This window comes from Rhizobium leguminosarum (genome assembly GCF_004123835.1).
In the GTDB taxonomy this organism is placed as follows: Bacteria; Pseudomonadota; Alphaproteobacteria; order Rhizobiales; family Rhizobiaceae; genus Rhizobium; species Rhizobium leguminosarum_M.
In genome coordinates, this window is sequence record NZ_MZMU01000001.1 from 165530 (window position 1) to 182609 (window position 17080).

Consider the following 17080-nt stretch of genomic DNA (forward strand, 5'->3'; position numbering starts at 1 on the left):
ACCTTCGGCATGATGCAGCAATTCAAAATGCTGCGGCGTCCTTTGCCGTAAAACCCGCCGGTTAAGCCGTCATCCGCCGGCGCCAGGCGCGTTCTGTCGCCGGCGCCTCGTCGGTGGTGATCTGATCCGGCTTCAGGGCCATCAGCGCCGAAAAGCCTCGCCATTCCTCTTCGTTGAAACCGGCCTCCGGATCCGTCAGGGTGAAGGTCCAGGCATCGACGCGTTTGCCTTCGTCCTCGCAGAGCGCGATCAAGTCGAGACCTTGATTGGCGGCATCCAGGATCAGCGGCCAGTGGAGATAGATCGTGTCCGGTTCGGTCGGGCCGCGCAGGTCGGCGCGCAATTCCGTCTCGACCGCCTTCCAGCCGCTGGCCTTCCTGATATCGTAGAGCTTGTTGGTCGGATCGATGCCGCGCAGGAGATGGGGAAGCTTCTCCTTGACCGCGACGATGAGGTCGAGACTGTCGCCGCTGACGATCACCGAGGCGGCGATATCGCGGAAATGCGTGGCCAGATGCGCGACGCCCCTGGCGCCGATCGCTTCGTAGTCGTCCTTCATGTCGAATTGCAGCAAGGCGGCTGGATGAGTCGATTGCATCATGGCAGCCAGATCCTCGCTGAGGATCAGCGGCCGGTCGCCCTCTTGCATCCTGATATCGCTGAGGTCACTGACGCTCTTTTCGGCGACCGGTCCATGTCCTGTCGTCTCGCCTTCGAGTTCCTTGTCGTGCAGCACGACGAAACCACCGTCGGCGCGGACGCGCAGATCGAGCTCCATCGAGGCGCCCGCCGCAAAGCCCTCAGCCATCACTTCGGCGGAAAACAGCGGGTCGGAAAACCGCTTGCGCAACCGGTGCCATTTCAGGCGGGTGCGATGCCCCTCATGCGAAATCTCCAGCCCCTGCGCATCCAGCAATCTCGTCATTTGCACCAAGTCTCCGCGATGCCACTTTCCTGCCTTGACGAGCCGTGATTATCAAGGGCCGAATACGGCTTTCATCGGGGTGCCGGAAAGTTTTCGTCAGGTCGGGCTACAGCGCCGCGCGTCTTTTCAGACGCACAAAGGATGCTGTAACACTTTGAATTCCTGCATAATTTTATCCTCAAATCGATTCCGATTTAAGATATTATGCAGGAGCGGCCTTATGGTCGCCGAGCGCCAGATACCTGTCGAACATTTCGCTGTCGGCCAGCAAGATCGCGCTCTCGCCGGCGTAGCTGACAAGGCCACGCTCCAGAACCACGGTGTGATCGGTCAGCGGCAGGATCTTGCGCGCCTTCTGCTCGATGATGATCGCCGACATGCCTTCGCCGTCGATGATCTTCCGGAGCGCCGCCAGCAGTTCGTCGACGATGATCGGCGCCAGTCCTTCGAGCGGCTCGTCGAGCAGCAGCAGCCTCGGATTGAGCATCAACGCCCGTCCGAGCGCCAGCATCTGCTGCTCGCCGCCGGAAAGCTGGTTGCCGCGATTGAAGCGCCGCTCCTTCAACCGCGGGAACATCGAATAGACGCGCTCGACCGACCATGAGCCGGGGCGGGCAATCGCCGTCAGGTTCTCCTCGACGGTGAGCGACCTGAAGATGTTGCGCTCCTGCGGCACCCAGCCGATGCCGGCGGCGGCCCGTCGTTCCGGCCGCATGCGCGTCAGATCGGCGCCGGCAAAGCTGATCGTTCCGGAATGATGGGTGGTGACGCCGACGATCGTATCGACCAGCGTCGTCTTGCCCGCACCATTGCGGCCGAGCAGCGACAGGGACCGACCTTCATCGAGCTCGAAACTCACACCGCCGAGAACCCGGGCCTCGCCGTAGCCGGAAACGAGCCTGTCGATCCGCAAAAGCGCCGTCATGCCCCATCCTCCCCGAGATAGACCGCCTTGACGCGCGGATCGGCGGCGATCTGGCCGACCGTTCCCTCGACCATCACCGCGCCTGCGACCAGAACCGAAATGCGGTCGGCAAAGGAGAAGACGAGATCCATGTCATGTTCGATCAGCACCACCGTCACCTCGGCGGGCAGGCTGCGGACGATGGCGAGTACCTCGCTGCGCTCTTCTTCGGCGACGCCGGCCGCCGGCTCGTCGAGCAGCAGCACCCGCGGCTGGCTCGCAAAGGCAAGCGCGATTTCAAGAAGCCGCTGCTTGCCATAGGCAATCCGGCCGGTCTTCTCGCCCATGACCCCGGAAAGGCCGAAACGCTCCAGCAGGTCCACGGCCTCTCCGGTCGCATCCAGATGGGCCGCGAGCGGGCGCCAGGCGGAGCGGCCAAAACCGTCCCGTTCATTGATCGCCAGCAAAACCGATTCCAGCGGTGTAAAGCCCGAAAAGAGCTGGTTGATCTGGAACGTGCGGGCGATACCGCGCCGCACGCGCCTGTGCGAGGAAAGGCCGGTGATATCCTCGCCGTCGACGATCACCTGTCCGGAGGTCGGCTTCAATACCCCGGTCAGCAGATTGATCAGTGTGGTCTTGCCGGCACCGTTCGGGCCGATCAGCGCATGACGAGCGCCGCTTTCGATCGTCAGCGAGACATCGTTGGTGGCGGTGAAGCCGCCGAAACGCTTGACGAGGTTGCGGGTTTCAAGGGCGACGGTCATCGGCTTTCTTTCAGCTTCACGCCAGGCCGCCATGTCGCGAGCCGCTTGATGCCGGCCTGCAACGAGGCCGGCAGAAATGTGTGCCAGCGGGCGATGCGCTCGCGGCCGACGAGCACGATGGCGATCAGGATCAGGCCGATCCAGAACATCCAGTATTGCGGCGTGGAGACCGAGAGCCAGTCGCGCAGCACGGTGAAGATGACCGCGCCGATGATGCCGCCATAGAGATAACCGACGCCGCCGATGACCAGGACCAGAAGCACATCCGCCGAGCGATGGAAGGCGAGGACATCGGGCGAAACGAAACTCGTCGTATGCGTCAGCAGTGCGCCGGCAATGCCTGCAAAAGCGGCGGCGATCGTATAGATGACGATGATCCGGTTCCTCGCCGGAATGGCCACCATCGCGGCGCGCATCGGATTGGCCTTGATCGCCTTCAGCGACAGGCCGAAGGAGGAATTCACCAGATGCCGTGCGACAAATGTCAGGACGAAGAGTGCAGCGAGGCTGTAGACATAGCCGGTGCGGCCCCAGAGATCGAACTCGAAAAGGCCGAGGATCGGCCCGATGGTGACGCCGCTGAGGCCATCCGCGCCGCCTGTCACCCATGCCATCTGGTTGGCGAGTTCGGCGAGCATCAAGGCGATGCCGAGCGTCGTCATCAGCCGCGTGAGATCGGAGCCGCGAAGGACGAGGAAGCTCGCTCCGAAGCCGGCAAGGCCGGAGACCGCGGCTGCGGCAAAGAGGCCGGTGACGGGTTCAGTGATGGCATATTTGGCAAAGAGACCTGCAGCATAGGCGCCGAGGCCGAAGAAGGCGGCATGGCCAAGCGAAACGATGCCGGCATAACCGAGCACCAGATCAAGGGATAAGGCAAATAGCGCGGTGATGGCGATTTCGGTGAGCAGCAGCATCTTCGAAGGCAGCACGAAGATGGCAGCGACCGCCGCGATCCAGAGGACGATCTCGTAGAGCCGCCAGGCGTTGCCGCGGCGAAGCTGTTCGATAGCGCGTTTTCTCGCTTCGCTGCGCGCGTCGCTCATCGGCCACCCTCCCGCGAGAACAGCCCATGCGGACGCAGGAGAAGCACGGCGACCATGACGCCGTAGATGACGAAGGCGCCGATCTGCGGCACGTAATATTTGCCGGCGACATCGGCGACGCCGAGCAGGAGGGCGGCAAGAAACGGCCCTGTTATCGAGGAGGTACCGCCGACGGTCACCACGATCAGGAAGTAGATCATGAATTTCAGCGGAAAGTTCGGATCGAGCCCGAGAATCTCGGTGCCCATCGCGCCGCCGAGGCCGGCAAGGCCTGAGCCGACGGCGAAGGTCAGCGCGAAGACCGCCGAGACATTGATGCCGAGCCCGCGGGCAACCCGTCCGTCATCGACAGCGGCACGCAGCTGGCTGCCGAAACGGGTTTTCGTCAGCAGGAGCTGCAGCGTGATCGTCAGAAGGACGCAGACAAGGATGATGAAGAGCCGGTAGCGGCCGATGCCGACGCCGTAGAGATCCCAGCGGCCGGAGAGCTCCTGTGGCAGCTGGATCATCTGCTGCTGGCCGCCCATGAAATAATAGGCGCCGGCGATCGACATGAAGACCAGGCCGACGGAAAACAGCACTTGGTCGAGATGCGGCTTGGAATAGAGATGCCGGTAGAGCAGGCGCTCCAGAACCAGGCCGGCAAGCGCGACTGCGAGGAAGGCGATCGGCAAACACCAATAGAAGGAAACGCCATAGCTGTTCATCAGAACGACGGTGATGTAGCCGCCCGCCATAGCGAAAGCGCCATGGGCGAGGTTGATGAAATTCATCAATCCAAGCGTGATGGTCAATCCGCAGGCGAGAATGAACAGCAGCATTCCATAGGCGATGCCGTCGAACAGAATAGTCAGCATGACAAACCCGACTTTCCAGGAGCAAAGCGGCGGAGCTGCCTCCGCCGCATCTTATCGTAAAGCTTACTGGCCGGCCTTGACCGGGTCCTTCACATCCTTGTAGGTCGCAAATTCGACGTTCTGCAGTTCGCCGTTCACGTCCTTGACTTCACGCATATAGATATTCTGGATGATATCGCGGGTCTGCGGATCGATGGAGATCGGCCCGCGCGGGCTCGTCCAGGCAAGGCCCTTCATCGCCTTGATCAGCGCCGCGCCGTCCGCATCGCCCTTGGTGGCTTCGAGCGCGGCATAGATGGCATGCATGCCGTCATAACCGCCCATCGCCATGAAGTTCGGGCGCATATTGTTGTTGGCGGCCTTGAAGGCCTTGACGAATTCGGCGTTCTCCGGGCTGTCGTGCGCAGCCGCGTAGAAATGCGCGGTGATGGTGCCGAGCGCAGGCTTGCCCATGCCGTTCAGGATGTCGTCATCGGTAATGTCGCCAGTCCCGATCAGCTTGATGCCCGCTTCGGCAAGGCCGCGGTCGACGAACTGCTTCATGAACAGCGAGCCGACGCCGGATGGCAGGAACACGAAGACCGCATCCGGCTTGGCGTCGCGCACACGCTGCAGGAAAGGCGCGAAATCCGGGTTCTGCAGCGGAATGCGCACGGCCTCGACGATCTCACCGCCCTTTGCCTTGAACTCCTTGGTGAACCAGGTTTCCGCATCGATGCCCGGGCCGTAATCAGTCACGAGAGTTACGACCTTCTTGATATTGTTTTCATGCGCCCAGCGCGCGACCGGCACCGAATATTGCGGCAGGGTGCCGCTGGTTCGAATGAAATATTCCGACGCCTGCGTGATCGACGAGGTGGCGGCGGCCATGACGACGGCGGGCACCTTGGCCTGCGTGATCACGGGCGCGACGGAAAGCGCCAGTGGCGTCAATCCGAAGCCGGCAAGCGTATTGACCTTGTCGTTGACGATCAGTTCCTGGGCGATACGGCGGGTCTGGTCGGCTGTGCCGGCATCGTCGCGCACCACGAGTTCGATCTTTTTGCCGGCGACGGTGTCGCCATGCGCAGCGATATAGGCTTTGGCGCCGGCCTCCACCTGGCGGCCGGTCGATGCGAAGGGACCGGTCATCGGCAGAATGAGACCTATCTTGAATGTATCCTCGGCGTAGGACGGCAGGCCAAGGCCGGCCGACATGACAAACCCTGCAGAGAGGGCGATCAGACTTCTTCTGGCAATCACGGCTTTCTCCTCCTTTTACCGACGATCCACGCGTCCGCCGGCCTCCTCTTTCTCCATCGGCACTCTCGTCGGTCAGCCGGAGGGCCTCCTCGCCCTCGATCGCCGGCCGCGTCTCACGTCGATATCAGCGTCAATCCCGGAACGCGGGTGATCAGGCTGCGATCCTCTTCCATGACGAATTCCAGATTGTGCCGCGCAAGGCGCGCATGTTCCCGCGCCAGCGCCTCGGCGCGGGTGCCTTCGCGCATCTCGATCGCCGAAACGATGTCGCGGTGTTGACGCTGCGCATGCACCAGCGACAGGCGGAAGGCGAGCACGTCCTCCTGCTTTTCCAGAAACGCACTCGGCGAGGCAAAGGGCAGTTGCGTCGCCCGTTCCACCTCGCGCCGCATCATCTCGCTGCCCGCAAGGCCTGCAAGCATGGAATGGAATTCCGCATTGAGCTCGACATACTGGGCAAACAGCATGTCCTCCGGCCGATCGCGAAAGCACTTGTCGAGCTCGAGGATCAGACCCTTGATCGCCTTGAGCTTGGCTGGCGTGACACCGCGTTCGGCGGCGAGACGCGCTGCCGTGCCTTCAAGCACACCACGCAGCTCGATGGCGTCGAAAACATCCGCGGTGGTGAAACCGCGCACGGCGTAACCGCCGGAGGGGATCTGCTCGAGCAGGCCTTCCTGTTCGAGACGCGCAAGCGCAGCGCGCAGCGGTGTGCGCGAAATGCCGAGCTTTTCGGCGAGCCAGACTTCCGAAAGACGTTCGCCCGGCGAGACCCCGCCGCCAAGCACGAGATTACGCACGCCAAGAAGGCCTTTCAAGGCCTGGCTGTCGCGCTTGCGATCCACGGTTCCCTTTTCCGCAACCATCTCCCGTTCCATCCGAATTTGGGGTCCGCGGCCTCTTCGGGCACTTGGGCCTTCACGTGTCGCGGACGACATTCCCCATTCCTTTTCGAAAAGAGTACGACGTGTATACCAACGCCTGTCAAGTGATTATTACATGATCAATGCCACATCATTTCATATCTAAACGGTTATCAATAGGACTAAGTTTTGGTATTTTTCCGCGACATTCGTTATGTCACTTGCTGGCGGCATAATTTTCGGCCTATCATTGTATACAGCATGGACACATAAGATTTCCGCATGATGAGGAGAGAGGCTTATGATGATTGCGCCGCAAAGCGAGAGCCGGGAGAAGGCGCCGCTTGCCGATCTCCTCTCGCATTATTCCATCGAGATGACGTCGCGCGACCTCCAGTCGCTGGAGAGCATAACGGCGACCCTGCCGCGGGGTTGCGAGGTTTTCGTCGCCCATCTTCCGAAAGAAGATATCGGCCTTCTGGTAAGGGCCTCGGCGGCGCTGAGAGATGCCGGCTTCGTGCCGGTTCCCCACATCGTCGCCCGCAACGTCCGGAACCGCCTGGAACTCGACACCATGCTTGCCCGGCTTTCGAAGGAGGCCGGCGTCCGCCATGCGCTCGTCCTTGGCGGTGATCGGGACGATGCCGCCGGGGCCTTCGGCTCCAGCCTGGACCTAATCGAAACAGGGCTCTTCCAGACATATGGCATCGACCGGATCGCCATCGCCTGCTACCCGGAAGGGCATCCCCGGATCGCCGGCGCCGTCCTCGACTGGGCGCTGACGGCAAAGGTCGATGCGGCTGCACGTGCGGGGCTCGATGTGTTATTGGTGAGCCAGTTCCTGTTCGATCCGAAACCGCTCCTGAACTTTGCAGGGCGGCTTCGCGAACGGGGCGTGACGGCGCCGCTCAGGGTCGGCATCGCCGGGCCGGCCAGCCGCACAAAGCTTCTCAAATACGCGCTTCGCTGCGGCGTCGGCGCATCCTTGCGGGCGCTGCGCGAAAGAAGCGAGATCGCCCGCAACGTCCTTTCGGGCGAAACGCCGGAAGAGTTGCTGATGGAGATTGCCGCAGCACAGGCCGCCGAACCGGATCTCGGCATCAGCGGCGTGCATTTCTTCACCTTCGGCGATCCGGCCCAATCCATCCGCTGGGCAGAGCAGCAGGTGGATCGCTGACTGAAACCGGCTGCAAGGCCTCGACAAGCATCTTTTCAATGGGAGGAATATCATGACGAAACAGAGCCTCGAGCAGAAGCTGAATGCCGCCGGCAACACGGTGGATATGCTCCGCAATTCGCAGATTGGCGCCTATATCTATCCTGTCGTACCGCCGGAATTCAGCAACTGGCGCGACGAGCAGCGCGCCTGGCGCGAAACCGCCGTGCTCTTTGACCAGTCGCACCATATGGCCGAACTGATGATCGAGGGGCCGGATGCGCTGAAGCTCATCTCGCATCTCGGCATCAACAGCTTCGCCAATTTCCCGGTCAATCGCGCCAAGCAGTTCGTGCCGGTCAGCCATAGCGGCCATGTCATCGGCGATGTCATTCTTTTCCATCTTGCCGAAAGCCAGTATCTCATCGTCGGCCGCGCACCGACGATCAACTGGGTAGAGTTCCACGGACAGACCGGCGGCTACGACGTGAAGCTCGACCGTGACGACCGGTCACCATCGCGCCCCGGCGGCAAACCGGTCGTGCGCCGGCGGTACCGCTACCAGATACAGGGACCAAACGCCTGGAAGATCCTCGAAAAGGTCAACGGCGGACCGCTCGCCGATGTCAAGTTCTTCAACATGGATACGATGAACATCGGCGGGCGCCGCGTGCGCACGCTGCGCCACGGCATGTCGGGCGCCCCCGGCCTCGAGATTTTCGGACCCTATGAAGAAGGTGACGAGATCCGCAACGTCATCCTGGAAGCGGGCGAAGAATTTGGCCTGCGCCAGGTCGGTGCCCGTGCCTATGCGACCAACACGCTGGAATCCGGCTGGATTCCGTCGCCGCTGCCGGCGGTGTATACCGACGAGCGCATGAAATCCTTCCGCGAATGGCTGGGTGCCGACAGCTATGAAGCAACCGGCTCGATCGGTGGCAGCTTCGTCTCCGACAATATCGAGGACTATTACCTGACCCCATACGAACTCGGCTATGGCCCATTCGTCAAATTCGATCACGACTTCATCGGCCGCGCCGCGCTCGAAAAGATTGCCGACAAGCCGCATCGCAAGAAGGTGACATTTGCCTGGAACCAGGAGGATGTCGCCAAAGTCTTCCAATCGCTGTTCGACCCCTCAGCCGATAATTACAAGTATATCGACCTGCCGCTGTCGAACTATGCTTCGTCCAACTACGACATGGTAGTGAAGAACGGCAGGGCGATCGGCTTGTCGATGTTCTCAGGCTACAGCCACAACGAACGCACCATGCTTTCGCTCGGTACGGTCGAGCCTGATGTAGAGGTGGGCGACGTGCTGACCCTCGTCTGGGGCGAGCCGGACGGCGGGACCCGCAAGACCACCGTCGAACGTCACAGGCAGCTCGAAATCCGTGTCAAGGTCGCGCCGGTTCCTTATGCGCGCGATGCACGCGAGGCCTATGCCGATAGCTGGCGCACCCGGCAGACGGCGTAAGCAATTCAAAGGGCTACAGCGCCCTTTGTGCGTCTGAAAAGACGCGCGGCGCTGTAGCCATCCCACAAATTCCGATCGGCGGCAGCAACCTATTGTTCGCCGAGCCTGGGCGCGCCGAAAACGATCAGCCGGTGCCGCTTCCGGATTCTGAGAGCATCCCCTCAGCGGCTGTAGGCTGCTGAGATCGCCTCTGAAGCCGCAGCACTATCCGCGGGATGGCCTGCCTGCCTGAGGGCCATGCCGTAAGCCACCACATTCGAAAGCACCGTCTGGAATGCGGCGCGCGGACCGGTATGGTTGAGCCGCACGAGACGGGCAGACCCATTTCCGACACCGGCCGTGATCTCGACCCCCAGCCGCCCCGCGGCCGCGATCAGCGAAGCGGGCTCCACTGCCTCCGGCACAGGCACCGCCGTCACCAGGTTCGAGGCCTTTTCCGCCGGCACCCAGACCGCAGCGCCAAGTGCGGCAAGTCCCGCCCGTGTCGCCGATGCCGCAAGCGCATGACGGGCGACGATATTCTCCATGCCCTCGGCCTCGATCCGGTCGAGCGCTGTCTCCAGCGCGAAGAATTCCAGCGGCGCCGGCGTTCCTGGCAGGCCAGCTCTGCCGCCATCGACCCATGTCTTCAGATCGGCCAAAGACAAAATCGAATCGCGCGGCGCACCGTCTCTGAGGATCAGATCCCAGGCGCGGCCGCTGACCGAAAGTGCGGACACGCCGGCCGGACCGCCGAGCGCCTTCTGCGGCCCGATCACCGCGATGTCGATGCCGAGATCATCGACGTCGAGCTGATGGCCGCCGACCGAGGCGACCGCATCGACGACGGTGACGATGTTGCGAGCCCGGGCAAGCGCCAGTATCTCGGGCAGGGGATTAAGGATGCCGCTTGCGGATTCGGCATGAACCAGCGCCAGCACATCGATGTGAGGACCGGCGTCGAGCGCTTTTGCAACGGCTTCGATCTCGATCGGCAGGCCCGGCTCGGCGACAACATCCTCTACCGTCGCGCCACCCCGCCGCAGCCATTGCCCGAACCAGCCGCCATACGGGCTGGTGATGATATTGAGTGCTGAAAGGCCGGGGCGTGCAAGGCTGACCGCCGCCGCCTCCAGCGCCACCACCGCTTCGGCCTGCACCAGCAATATGTCGTTGCGGCTGCGCAATATGCCGCCGATCCTGTCGGCAAGGACGGCGTAACGCTCCGCGGGATAGGAGGGCACGCCATGCAGGGGATTCCAACCAAGATCGGACATGGATACTTCCTTCAGCAAGGATCGGTCACGAGACGGGGGACGGCGGCAACGAGCGCACGGGCGGCCTCCGATTGCGGCGCGGCAACGACCGCCGCTGCCGGGCCGATCTCGACTACTCGTCCGCCATCCATAACGGCGATGCGGTGGGAGACGGCGCGGACCACGGCAAGATCGTGCGAAATGAACAGACAGGCAATGCCCTGTTCTTTCTGCAGATCGACCAGAAGCTCGAGGATCCTGCCGCGCACGGTCACATCGAGCGCCGAGACCGCCTCGTCCAGCACCAGCAACGAGGGCCGCGTCGCGATCGCACGCGCAATCGCCACACGCTGCCGCTGGCCGCCGGAGAGTGCCCGCACCGGACGGGCGGCATGATCTGCAGTGAGGCCGACACGCTCCAGCAGCTCGACGATCTCCCCGGGTCGCCGGTCTTTTGCGACGCCGTGGATGCGAAGCGGATCGTCGAGTACCGCACCGACGGTCGCCAGCGGATTGAAGGCGGCGAGCGGATCCTGAAACACCATCTGCATGCGCGCCCGCCTGCGGCGCAACGGCGCGCCGTTCAGCGCAAGCCAGTCTGCCCCCTCGAAACGGATCGAACCGGCATCGGCCGCAACAAGCCGCAGCAGGATGCGCGATAGCGTCGATTTTCCACTGCCGGAGGCGCCAACGAGACCGAGCGTTTCCCCAGGCGCGATCGTCAGCGACACATTATCGAGAGCGGCAATCCGGCGGCCCGCAGAAGAGAACCCTTTCGACAGGTTTTCGACGGAAAGCAGCACATCGTTCATGGCAGCACCTCCGCGATCAGCGGTGGCGTCGCGAGGTCGCGATGGCTGGCGATGAGGGCGGCGGTATAGTCGCTCTCAGGCGCCGAAAGCACCAAACGGACGGGACCAGCCTCGACCAGCTTCGCATTGCGGAAAACGGCGATGCGATCGACAAAGCCTGAGGCAAGCGCGATGTCGTGGGTGATGAACAGCAGCGTCATGCCGTCCTCGCGCACCAGCCCGTCGAGCAGGCGGACGATCTCGGCCTGGACGACGACGTCGAGCGCGTTGGTCGCCTCGTCGGCGATCAGCAGCGCCGGCCTCGCGGCAATGGCCGCCGCAATCGCCACGCGTTGGCGCTGGCCGCCGGAAAGCTGATGCGGAAAGGCCCGCATCGCCTTATCAGGCTGCGGTATCCGTACCCGCTCAAGCAATTCCTCGGCCCTGACATAGGCCTGTTTCCAGCTGAGGCCGAGATGGCGCCTGGCGCCCTCGGCGATCTGCTCGCTGACCGTCAGGACGGGGTTGAGGCTGGAGCCCGGATCCTGGAAGACGAAGCCGAAATCGCGGCCTGGGCGGGGCGGATGGCCAAGGCCGGGCCAGAACATCTCACCGCCGACCTTCGTTCCTACCGGCAGCAGACCGGCAAGCGCCCGGGCAAGCGTGCTCTTGCCGGAGCCGCTTTCGCCGATGATCGCCAGCCTTTCGCCGGCGACGATATCAAGATCGATATGGTCTAGCGCGGCCACACCGCTGCTGCCGCGCCCATAGGTGACAGAAAGCTGTCGCAGGCTCAAAAAAATCCCGCTCATGCCGCCCTCACGCCATTGTCGCCAAGCGCCTTGCCCAGACCCTCGCTGAAGAGATGGACGCCGAGCACGGTCACGGCGAGTGCCGCACCCGGTATGACCGAGAGATAGGATGCCGAACGCAACACGCTGCGGCCCTCGGCGATCATCGAACCCCAGGTGGCGATATTGGGGTTGCCCAGACCCAGGAAGGAAAGCGCTGCCTCGGTGAGGATCGCACCGGCGACGATGGTGGCCGAAAGCGCCAGCACCGGCGGCAATGCGTTCGGCAGGATTTCCCGGAAAGCGATTTCGGCCGGATGCATGCCGATCACCCTTGCCGAGGCGACATAGTCCTGCTCGCGGATCGCAAGCACCTGCGCTCTCGTCAGCCGCGCCGGATCGGCCCAGGTGCCGAGTGCGATGGCAAGGACGACAACCGGCGTCGAGACGCCGATGGTGCTGACGAAAGCTAGGGCGAGCAGGAAAGCCGGCACGATCTGGAAGGCGTCGACCACTCGCATCAGCGCCTCGTCGACGAGCCCGCCGGCAAAACCGGCCGCAAGGCCGACGCAGAGCCCCAGCACCATGGCCGCAAACGCCGCCGCCAGGCCAACGGCAAGCGAGGTCCTGGCACCATAGAGCAGGCCCGCCAGCACGTCGCGACCGAGACGGTCGGTGCCGAGCGGAAAACCCGGATCGGTGAACGGCGCCAGCAGGGCGCGGCCGGCAATTTTCAGCGGATCGCCCGGCGAAATAACTGGAGCGAGCAGCCCGGCCGAAAGCAGGACGAGAAGGATAGCAAATCCTGCAGCACCTTCCGGCGTGCGCAACAGTCGGCGCAGCCAGCTCATGCGCCGCCCTCCGATGCGCCGATGCGCGGGTCGAGCGCGGCATAGACGAGATCGACGAGGAAATTGACCGAGATGACGAGGACGGCGCTGATGACGATGATGCCCATCAACAACGGCGCGTCACGGCCGTTGACCGCCTCCTGCGCCAGCCGCCCGAAACCCGGGATCGCAAAGACGCTCTCGATCACTACGCTGCCACCGAGCATGGCCGCCGACTGCAGTCCGAGCATGGTGACAAGCGGCAGCAGCGCATTACGCGCCACGTGGCGCAGCACGATCCGGCTCCGCGACAGCCCCTTGGCCCGGGCGAAGAGCACGAAATCCAGCTTCCACGCCTCGGCCATGCCGCTGCGCATCACCCGCAGGAACAGAGCGAGATAGATCAGGGCAAGCGCGCCGACCGGCAGAACCAGATGATCGGCGATATCGAGCGCGCGCGAAAATCCCGTCTTGCCGGAAGCGATCGTCTCGACGCCGGCGATCGGGAACCAGCGCAGCTTCACCGAAAAGGCAATGCTCAGAACCAGGCCGAGCCAGAAACTCGGAATGGCATAGACGATCAGCGAGCCGATCGACAGCAGCCGGTCACGCAGACCGCCCGGCCGCGCTCCGGCAAGGATGCCGAGCGCTGAGCCGAGGCCGAAGGATAGCGCCGTCGCGCTGCCCATCAGCAGCAGCGTATTGGGCAGACGTTCGGCAATCAGCGCCCCGACCGGCCGGCCGAAGGCGACCGACCAGCCGAGATCGAAGCGTGCGAGTGAGGAAAGATAGAGCCAGAGGCGCGCGAACATCGATTGGTCGAGGCCGTAGCTCTCGCGCAGCGACTGCCTAAGTGCGGCATCGCCGCCGCCGATCGAGCCGAGATAGGCGTCGACGGCATCGCCCGAGGCGGATTCAAGCAGGAAAAAAGTGAAGATCACCACGATCAACAGCACTGGAATGCTGCTGATCGCCCTGCGCCTCAGGAGGATGATTGCACGTCTCACGCCGGACAGGGCCTCTGGAAGAGAATTGCCGCCGATCCTATCACGATTGCAGCGCCGTATCGCCCCAGTTCGAGACGGCCCAGCGCGGATTGTCCGCGACGTTGAGCACGGTATCGCGCGCAACGGTGATGAAACCCCATTCCGCAACATTGATCAGCGGCAGATCGGCGACGACAAGCTGCTGGAACTTGCGGTACAGATCGGTGCGCGCCGCCGTGTCGACAGTCTCCGAGGCCTGCTTGATGATCTTGTCGAGCTCCGGATTGACGTAGCCGCCCTGATTGGAGAAGGGCACGCCGGCAGGTGTGCCGGACTGGACGAGAATGGTGGTGGAGATCGCCGGATCACCGCGAAAGACTGGCGGACCGACGGCAAGGTCGAAGTCGTGGTCGGTATAAACAGCCTTCTGGTGCGCGGCCGCATCGGCATTGACGATCTCCGCATTGATGCCGATGACGGCGAGCGCCTGGCGAAGGTAATCACCGAACTGCCGGGTTTCGTTGAAATAGGGCGCCGGGCGAAGCTTCAGCGTAAAGCGGTTACCATCAGGCCCTTGGCTGTAACCCGCCTTGTCGAGGATATCGTTGGCGGCCGCAGGGTCGAACGCATAGGTCGCGACATCGGGTGTATAGAACTCCGGCGCATTCTTCGGCACCGGGCCGGTCGAGGCGGCCGCGTAACCGAGGAAGATCGTGTCGACCACGAATTTCTTGTCGATCGCCTGGGCGATCGCCTGCCGCACCCTGAGATCGGCCAATTCCTTGCGGCGATGATTGATCTCGACGACGAGCTGATAGGTCAGGGCCTCATAGCCCTTCGAGATCACCTTGATGCCGTCGACCTTGGAGATACGGTCGAGATCGGCAAGCGGCACCGCCGAAAAGGCGGCAAGCTGGATCTCCTCGGCTTCCAGTGCTGCACCCGCCGACTCGCGATCGGGCAGCACCCGGAAGATGATCTCGTCGAGTTTCGGCTGCTCCTTGTCCCAGTAATTCTCATTGCGCGTCAGCCGGTAATATTCGCCGGGCTTGTGTTCGGCGAATTTGAAGGGACCGGTGCCGATCAGCGTGTTGTTGGCAGGGTTGGTGGCGATATCGGTACCGTCGAAAATATGCTTGGCGACAACGCTGGTAACGACAGGCAGCGCGTTGCGGATGAGCTGGAACGGCGTCGGCTTGGAGAAGCGGAAGATGGCGGTGTAATCATCGGGTGTATCGACGGTTTCGAGATTGGCGAAGACCAGGCGGCCGAGATTCTGCAGCGGCTTCCAGATATTGAGCGCGGAGAAGGCGACATCGACCGAGGTGAACGGCTTGCCATCGTGCCAGGTGACGCCGTCGCGCAGCTTGAAGGTGACGGCAAGACCGTCATCCGAGCCCTCCCAGGAGGTGGCGAGGCGCGGTGAAAGCCCGTCCTTGCCGTCGAACGACGCTTCGGCGAGCGGCTCGATCACCTTGCTCGCGACGAAGAAGACGCCGTTCGAGGCGACGATGGCAGGGTTGAGGTTCTTCGGCTCGGAATCGGCCGCAACGATCAGCCGGCCGCCGCCGGACGCGGTCTGCGCGAGCGCCTGCCGGGCGAGCGCCGTCGAGGCAAGCAGCAGGGCAGTGCCCTTCATCAGCGTGCGCCGCGAGATAGATGATACGGTCATGACCCCTCCTGATCGGTGAACAATTCGCCAGACTATATTCACGGCGAAAAGATCATTGCGACGGATATTAAATTCAAATGCGCAAGCCGGGCGAGATATTTTTCTGCCCTGTGCGCATTCGCCTGAGCAAGCCGTGCCGATCAGCCGCCGGCGGCAAGCCTGACCGGTTCTCCCGCGAGGTTGCGGTAAGCAGCACCCGGATGCGGAGCGACGAGACGCGGTCCCTTGCCACCAAGCTTTTCCCGCAGCGTTCCCTTGGCATATTCGGTCTTATAGACGCCGCGCTTTTGCAGTTCCGGCACCAGCAGATCGACGGCATCCTCGAAGCTCTCGGGCGTGACGGCATAGGCGAGGTTGAAGCCGTCGACATCGGTATCCTCGATCCATTCCTGCATCAGATCGGCGACCGTCTGCGGCGAACCGACGAACACAGGGCCGAAACCGCCGATGCCGACCCAGTCGGCCATTTCGCGCACCGTCCATTCCTTGGTGGGATCGATGGTGGTGAAGGTCTCTACGGCCGATTGCACCGCATTGGTATGGCGGTGCCGCAGCACCTCGTCCGGCCCGAACTGGCCGAAATCGATGCCGGTCCAGCCGGAGATCAGCGTCAGCGCCCCCTCGAAGGAGGCGTATTTGCGGTATTCGTTGAACTTCCGCTGCGCTTCCGCATCGGACTCGCCGAGGATCACGGTCTGCAGATTGAAGGCAAGGATTTCGCGCGGGTTGCGGCCGACGCGTTCGGCCGCCTCGCGGACATTGGCGACGTAACGCTTCAGCACGGCTTTCGACGGGGATGCGACGAAGATGCATTCGGCATGGGCGCCGGCGAAATCCTTGCCGCGGCTGGAGGCGCCGGCCTGGTAGAGCACTGGCGTGCGCTGCGGCGAGGGTTCGCTCAAGTGAATGCCGGGCACGTTGAAATGCCTGCCGGAATGGCGGATCGGGTGGACCTTGTCAGGATGGGTGAAGATACCGCTTTCGCGGTCGCGGACGACGGCGCCATCCTCCCAGCTTCCCTCCCAGAGCTTGTAGCAGACCTCGAGATATTCCTCGGCGAGGTCGTAGCGGTCATCATGCTTCGTCTGCGCCGGCTGGCCGATATTGAGCGCACCGCTGTTAAGGTAGGAGGTGACGATATTCCAGCCGACGCGCCCCTTGGTCAGATGGTCGAGCGTCGATATGCGGCGGGCGAAGGTGTAGGGGTGCTCGAAGGAGAGCGACGCCGTCAGGCCGAAGCCGAGATGCTCGGTCTCGTAGGCCATGGTTGGAATGAGCTGCAGCGGATCGTTGACCGGCACCTGCGCCGAATGGCGAAGTGCAGCATCGACATTGCCGTTGAGCACATCGTAGACGCCGAGCACGTCGGCGATGAACAGCCCGTCGAACCTGCCGCGCTCCAGCGTCTTTGCCAGATGCACCCAGTAGTCGAGATCCTTGTAGGTCCAGGACTTGTCGCGCGGATGGCGCCAGAGCCCCGGCGACTGGTGTCCGACGCAATTCATATCGAAGGCGTTCAGCCTGATTTCGCGGGTCATGTC

At 62.9% G+C, this 17080-nt stretch carries 16 protein-coding genes; 2 read left to right on the forward strand and 14 right to left on the reverse strand.

Translation table 11 applies throughout. The features are described from left to right. Positions 1-61 precede the first annotated feature (61 nt). The 7 genes from B5P46_RS00790 to B5P46_RS00820 all read right to left on the reverse strand — a co-directional run bounded on the left by B5P46_RS00790 (position 62) and on the right by B5P46_RS00820 (position 6604). On the reverse strand, positions 62-925 hold the full coding sequence (locus tag B5P46_RS00790) for a glycerophosphodiester phosphodiesterase (RefSeq protein WP_206735294.1): 864 nt from the start codon (positions 923-925) through the stop codon (positions 62-64). Between the two features lie 202 nt (positions 926-1127). Continuing rightward, positions 1128-1850, reverse strand: a complete 723-nt coding sequence (locus B5P46_RS00795; protein ID WP_129417020.1) for an ABC transporter ATP-binding protein — start codon at positions 1848-1850, stop codon at positions 1128-1130. Beyond that, entirely contained in the window at positions 1847-2596 is a 750-nt protein-coding gene (locus B5P46_RS00800; protein ID WP_129417021.1) for an ABC transporter ATP-binding protein, read from the reverse strand. The genes B5P46_RS00795 and B5P46_RS00800 overlap by 4 nt, the downstream gene beginning before the upstream one ends. After that, positions 2593-3639: a branched-chain amino acid ABC transporter permease gene (locus B5P46_RS00805; protein ID WP_129417022.1), complete on the reverse strand. Its 1047-nt coding sequence runs from the start codon at positions 3637-3639 to the stop codon at positions 2593-2595. The genes B5P46_RS00800 and B5P46_RS00805 overlap by 4 nt, the downstream gene beginning before the upstream one ends. Further along, the gene (locus B5P46_RS00810; protein ID WP_129417023.1) at positions 3636-4496 is read right to left on the reverse strand and encodes a branched-chain amino acid ABC transporter permease; all 861 of its coding nucleotides are present in this window, start codon (positions 4494-4496) and stop codon (positions 3636-3638) included. Before B5P46_RS00810 ends, B5P46_RS00805 begins: the two co-directional genes overlap by 4 nt. A 63-nt stretch (positions 4497-4559) precedes the next feature. Continuing rightward, on the reverse strand, positions 4560-5738 hold the full coding sequence (locus B5P46_RS00815) for an ABC transporter substrate-binding protein (RefSeq protein WP_129417024.1): 1179 nt from the start codon (positions 5736-5738) through the stop codon (positions 4560-4562). 113 nt (positions 5739-5851) lie between these two features. After that, positions 5852-6604, reverse strand: coding sequence for a GntR family transcriptional regulator (locus B5P46_RS00820; RefSeq protein WP_129417025.1), 753 nt, complete (start codon positions 6602-6604; stop codon positions 5852-5854). A 298-nt stretch (positions 6605-6902) separates the two neighbouring features. Here B5P46_RS00820 and B5P46_RS00825 point away from each other — a divergent pair, with 298 nt between their 5' ends. Beyond that, entirely contained in the window at positions 6903-7778 is an 876-nt protein-coding gene (locus B5P46_RS00825) for a methylenetetrahydrofolate reductase (RefSeq protein ID WP_129417026.1), read from the forward strand. 52 nt (positions 7779-7830) lie between these two features. After that, on the forward strand, positions 7831-9234 hold the full coding sequence (ligM, locus tag B5P46_RS00830) for a vanillate/3-O-methylgallate O-demethylase (RefSeq protein ID WP_129417027.1): 1404 nt from the start codon (positions 7831-7833) through the stop codon (positions 9232-9234). A gap of 161 nt (positions 9235-9395) precedes the next feature. On the opposite strand, the gene B5P46_RS00835 is transcribed toward ligM, so the two are convergent. The 7 genes from B5P46_RS00835 to B5P46_RS00865 all read right to left on the reverse strand — a co-directional run bounded on the left by B5P46_RS00835 (position 9396) and on the right by B5P46_RS00865 (position 17077). Then, on the reverse strand, positions 9396-10490 hold the full coding sequence (locus B5P46_RS00835) for a pyridoxal-phosphate-dependent aminotransferase family protein (RefSeq protein WP_129417028.1): 1095 nt from the start codon (positions 10488-10490) through the stop codon (positions 9396-9398). An 11-nt stretch (positions 10491-10501) separates the two neighbouring features. Further along, the gene (locus B5P46_RS00840) at positions 10502-11281 is read right to left on the reverse strand and encodes an ABC transporter ATP-binding protein (protein ID WP_129417029.1); all 780 of its coding nucleotides are present in this window, start codon (positions 11279-11281) and stop codon (positions 10502-10504) included. Next, entirely contained in the window at positions 11278-12072 is a 795-nt protein-coding gene (locus tag B5P46_RS00845) for an ABC transporter ATP-binding protein (protein ID WP_129417030.1), read from the reverse strand. The genes B5P46_RS00840 and B5P46_RS00845 overlap by 4 nt, the downstream gene beginning before the upstream one ends. Next, positions 12069-12902, reverse strand: a complete 834-nt coding sequence (locus B5P46_RS00850; protein ID WP_129417031.1) for an ABC transporter permease — start codon at positions 12900-12902, stop codon at positions 12069-12071. The genes B5P46_RS00845 and B5P46_RS00850 overlap by 4 nt, the downstream gene beginning before the upstream one ends. Further along, a complete protein-coding gene (locus tag B5P46_RS00855; RefSeq protein WP_129417032.1) occupies positions 12899-13888 on the reverse strand; it encodes an ABC transporter permease in 990 nt (329 codons plus the stop codon). Before B5P46_RS00855 ends, B5P46_RS00850 begins: the two co-directional genes overlap by 4 nt. Before the next feature lie 40 nt (positions 13889-13928). Continuing rightward, positions 13929-15539 carry an ABC transporter substrate-binding protein gene (locus B5P46_RS00860; RefSeq protein ID WP_129417033.1) on the reverse strand — a complete coding sequence of 537 codons (1611 nt, stop codon included), beginning with the start codon at positions 15537-15539 and terminating at the stop codon, positions 13929-13931. A 140-nt stretch (positions 15540-15679) separates the two neighbouring features. Further along, positions 15680-17077, reverse strand: a complete 1398-nt coding sequence (locus tag B5P46_RS00865) for an LLM class flavin-dependent oxidoreductase (RefSeq protein WP_129417034.1) — start codon at positions 17075-17077, stop codon at positions 15680-15682. Positions 17078-17080 lie beyond the last annotated feature (3 nt).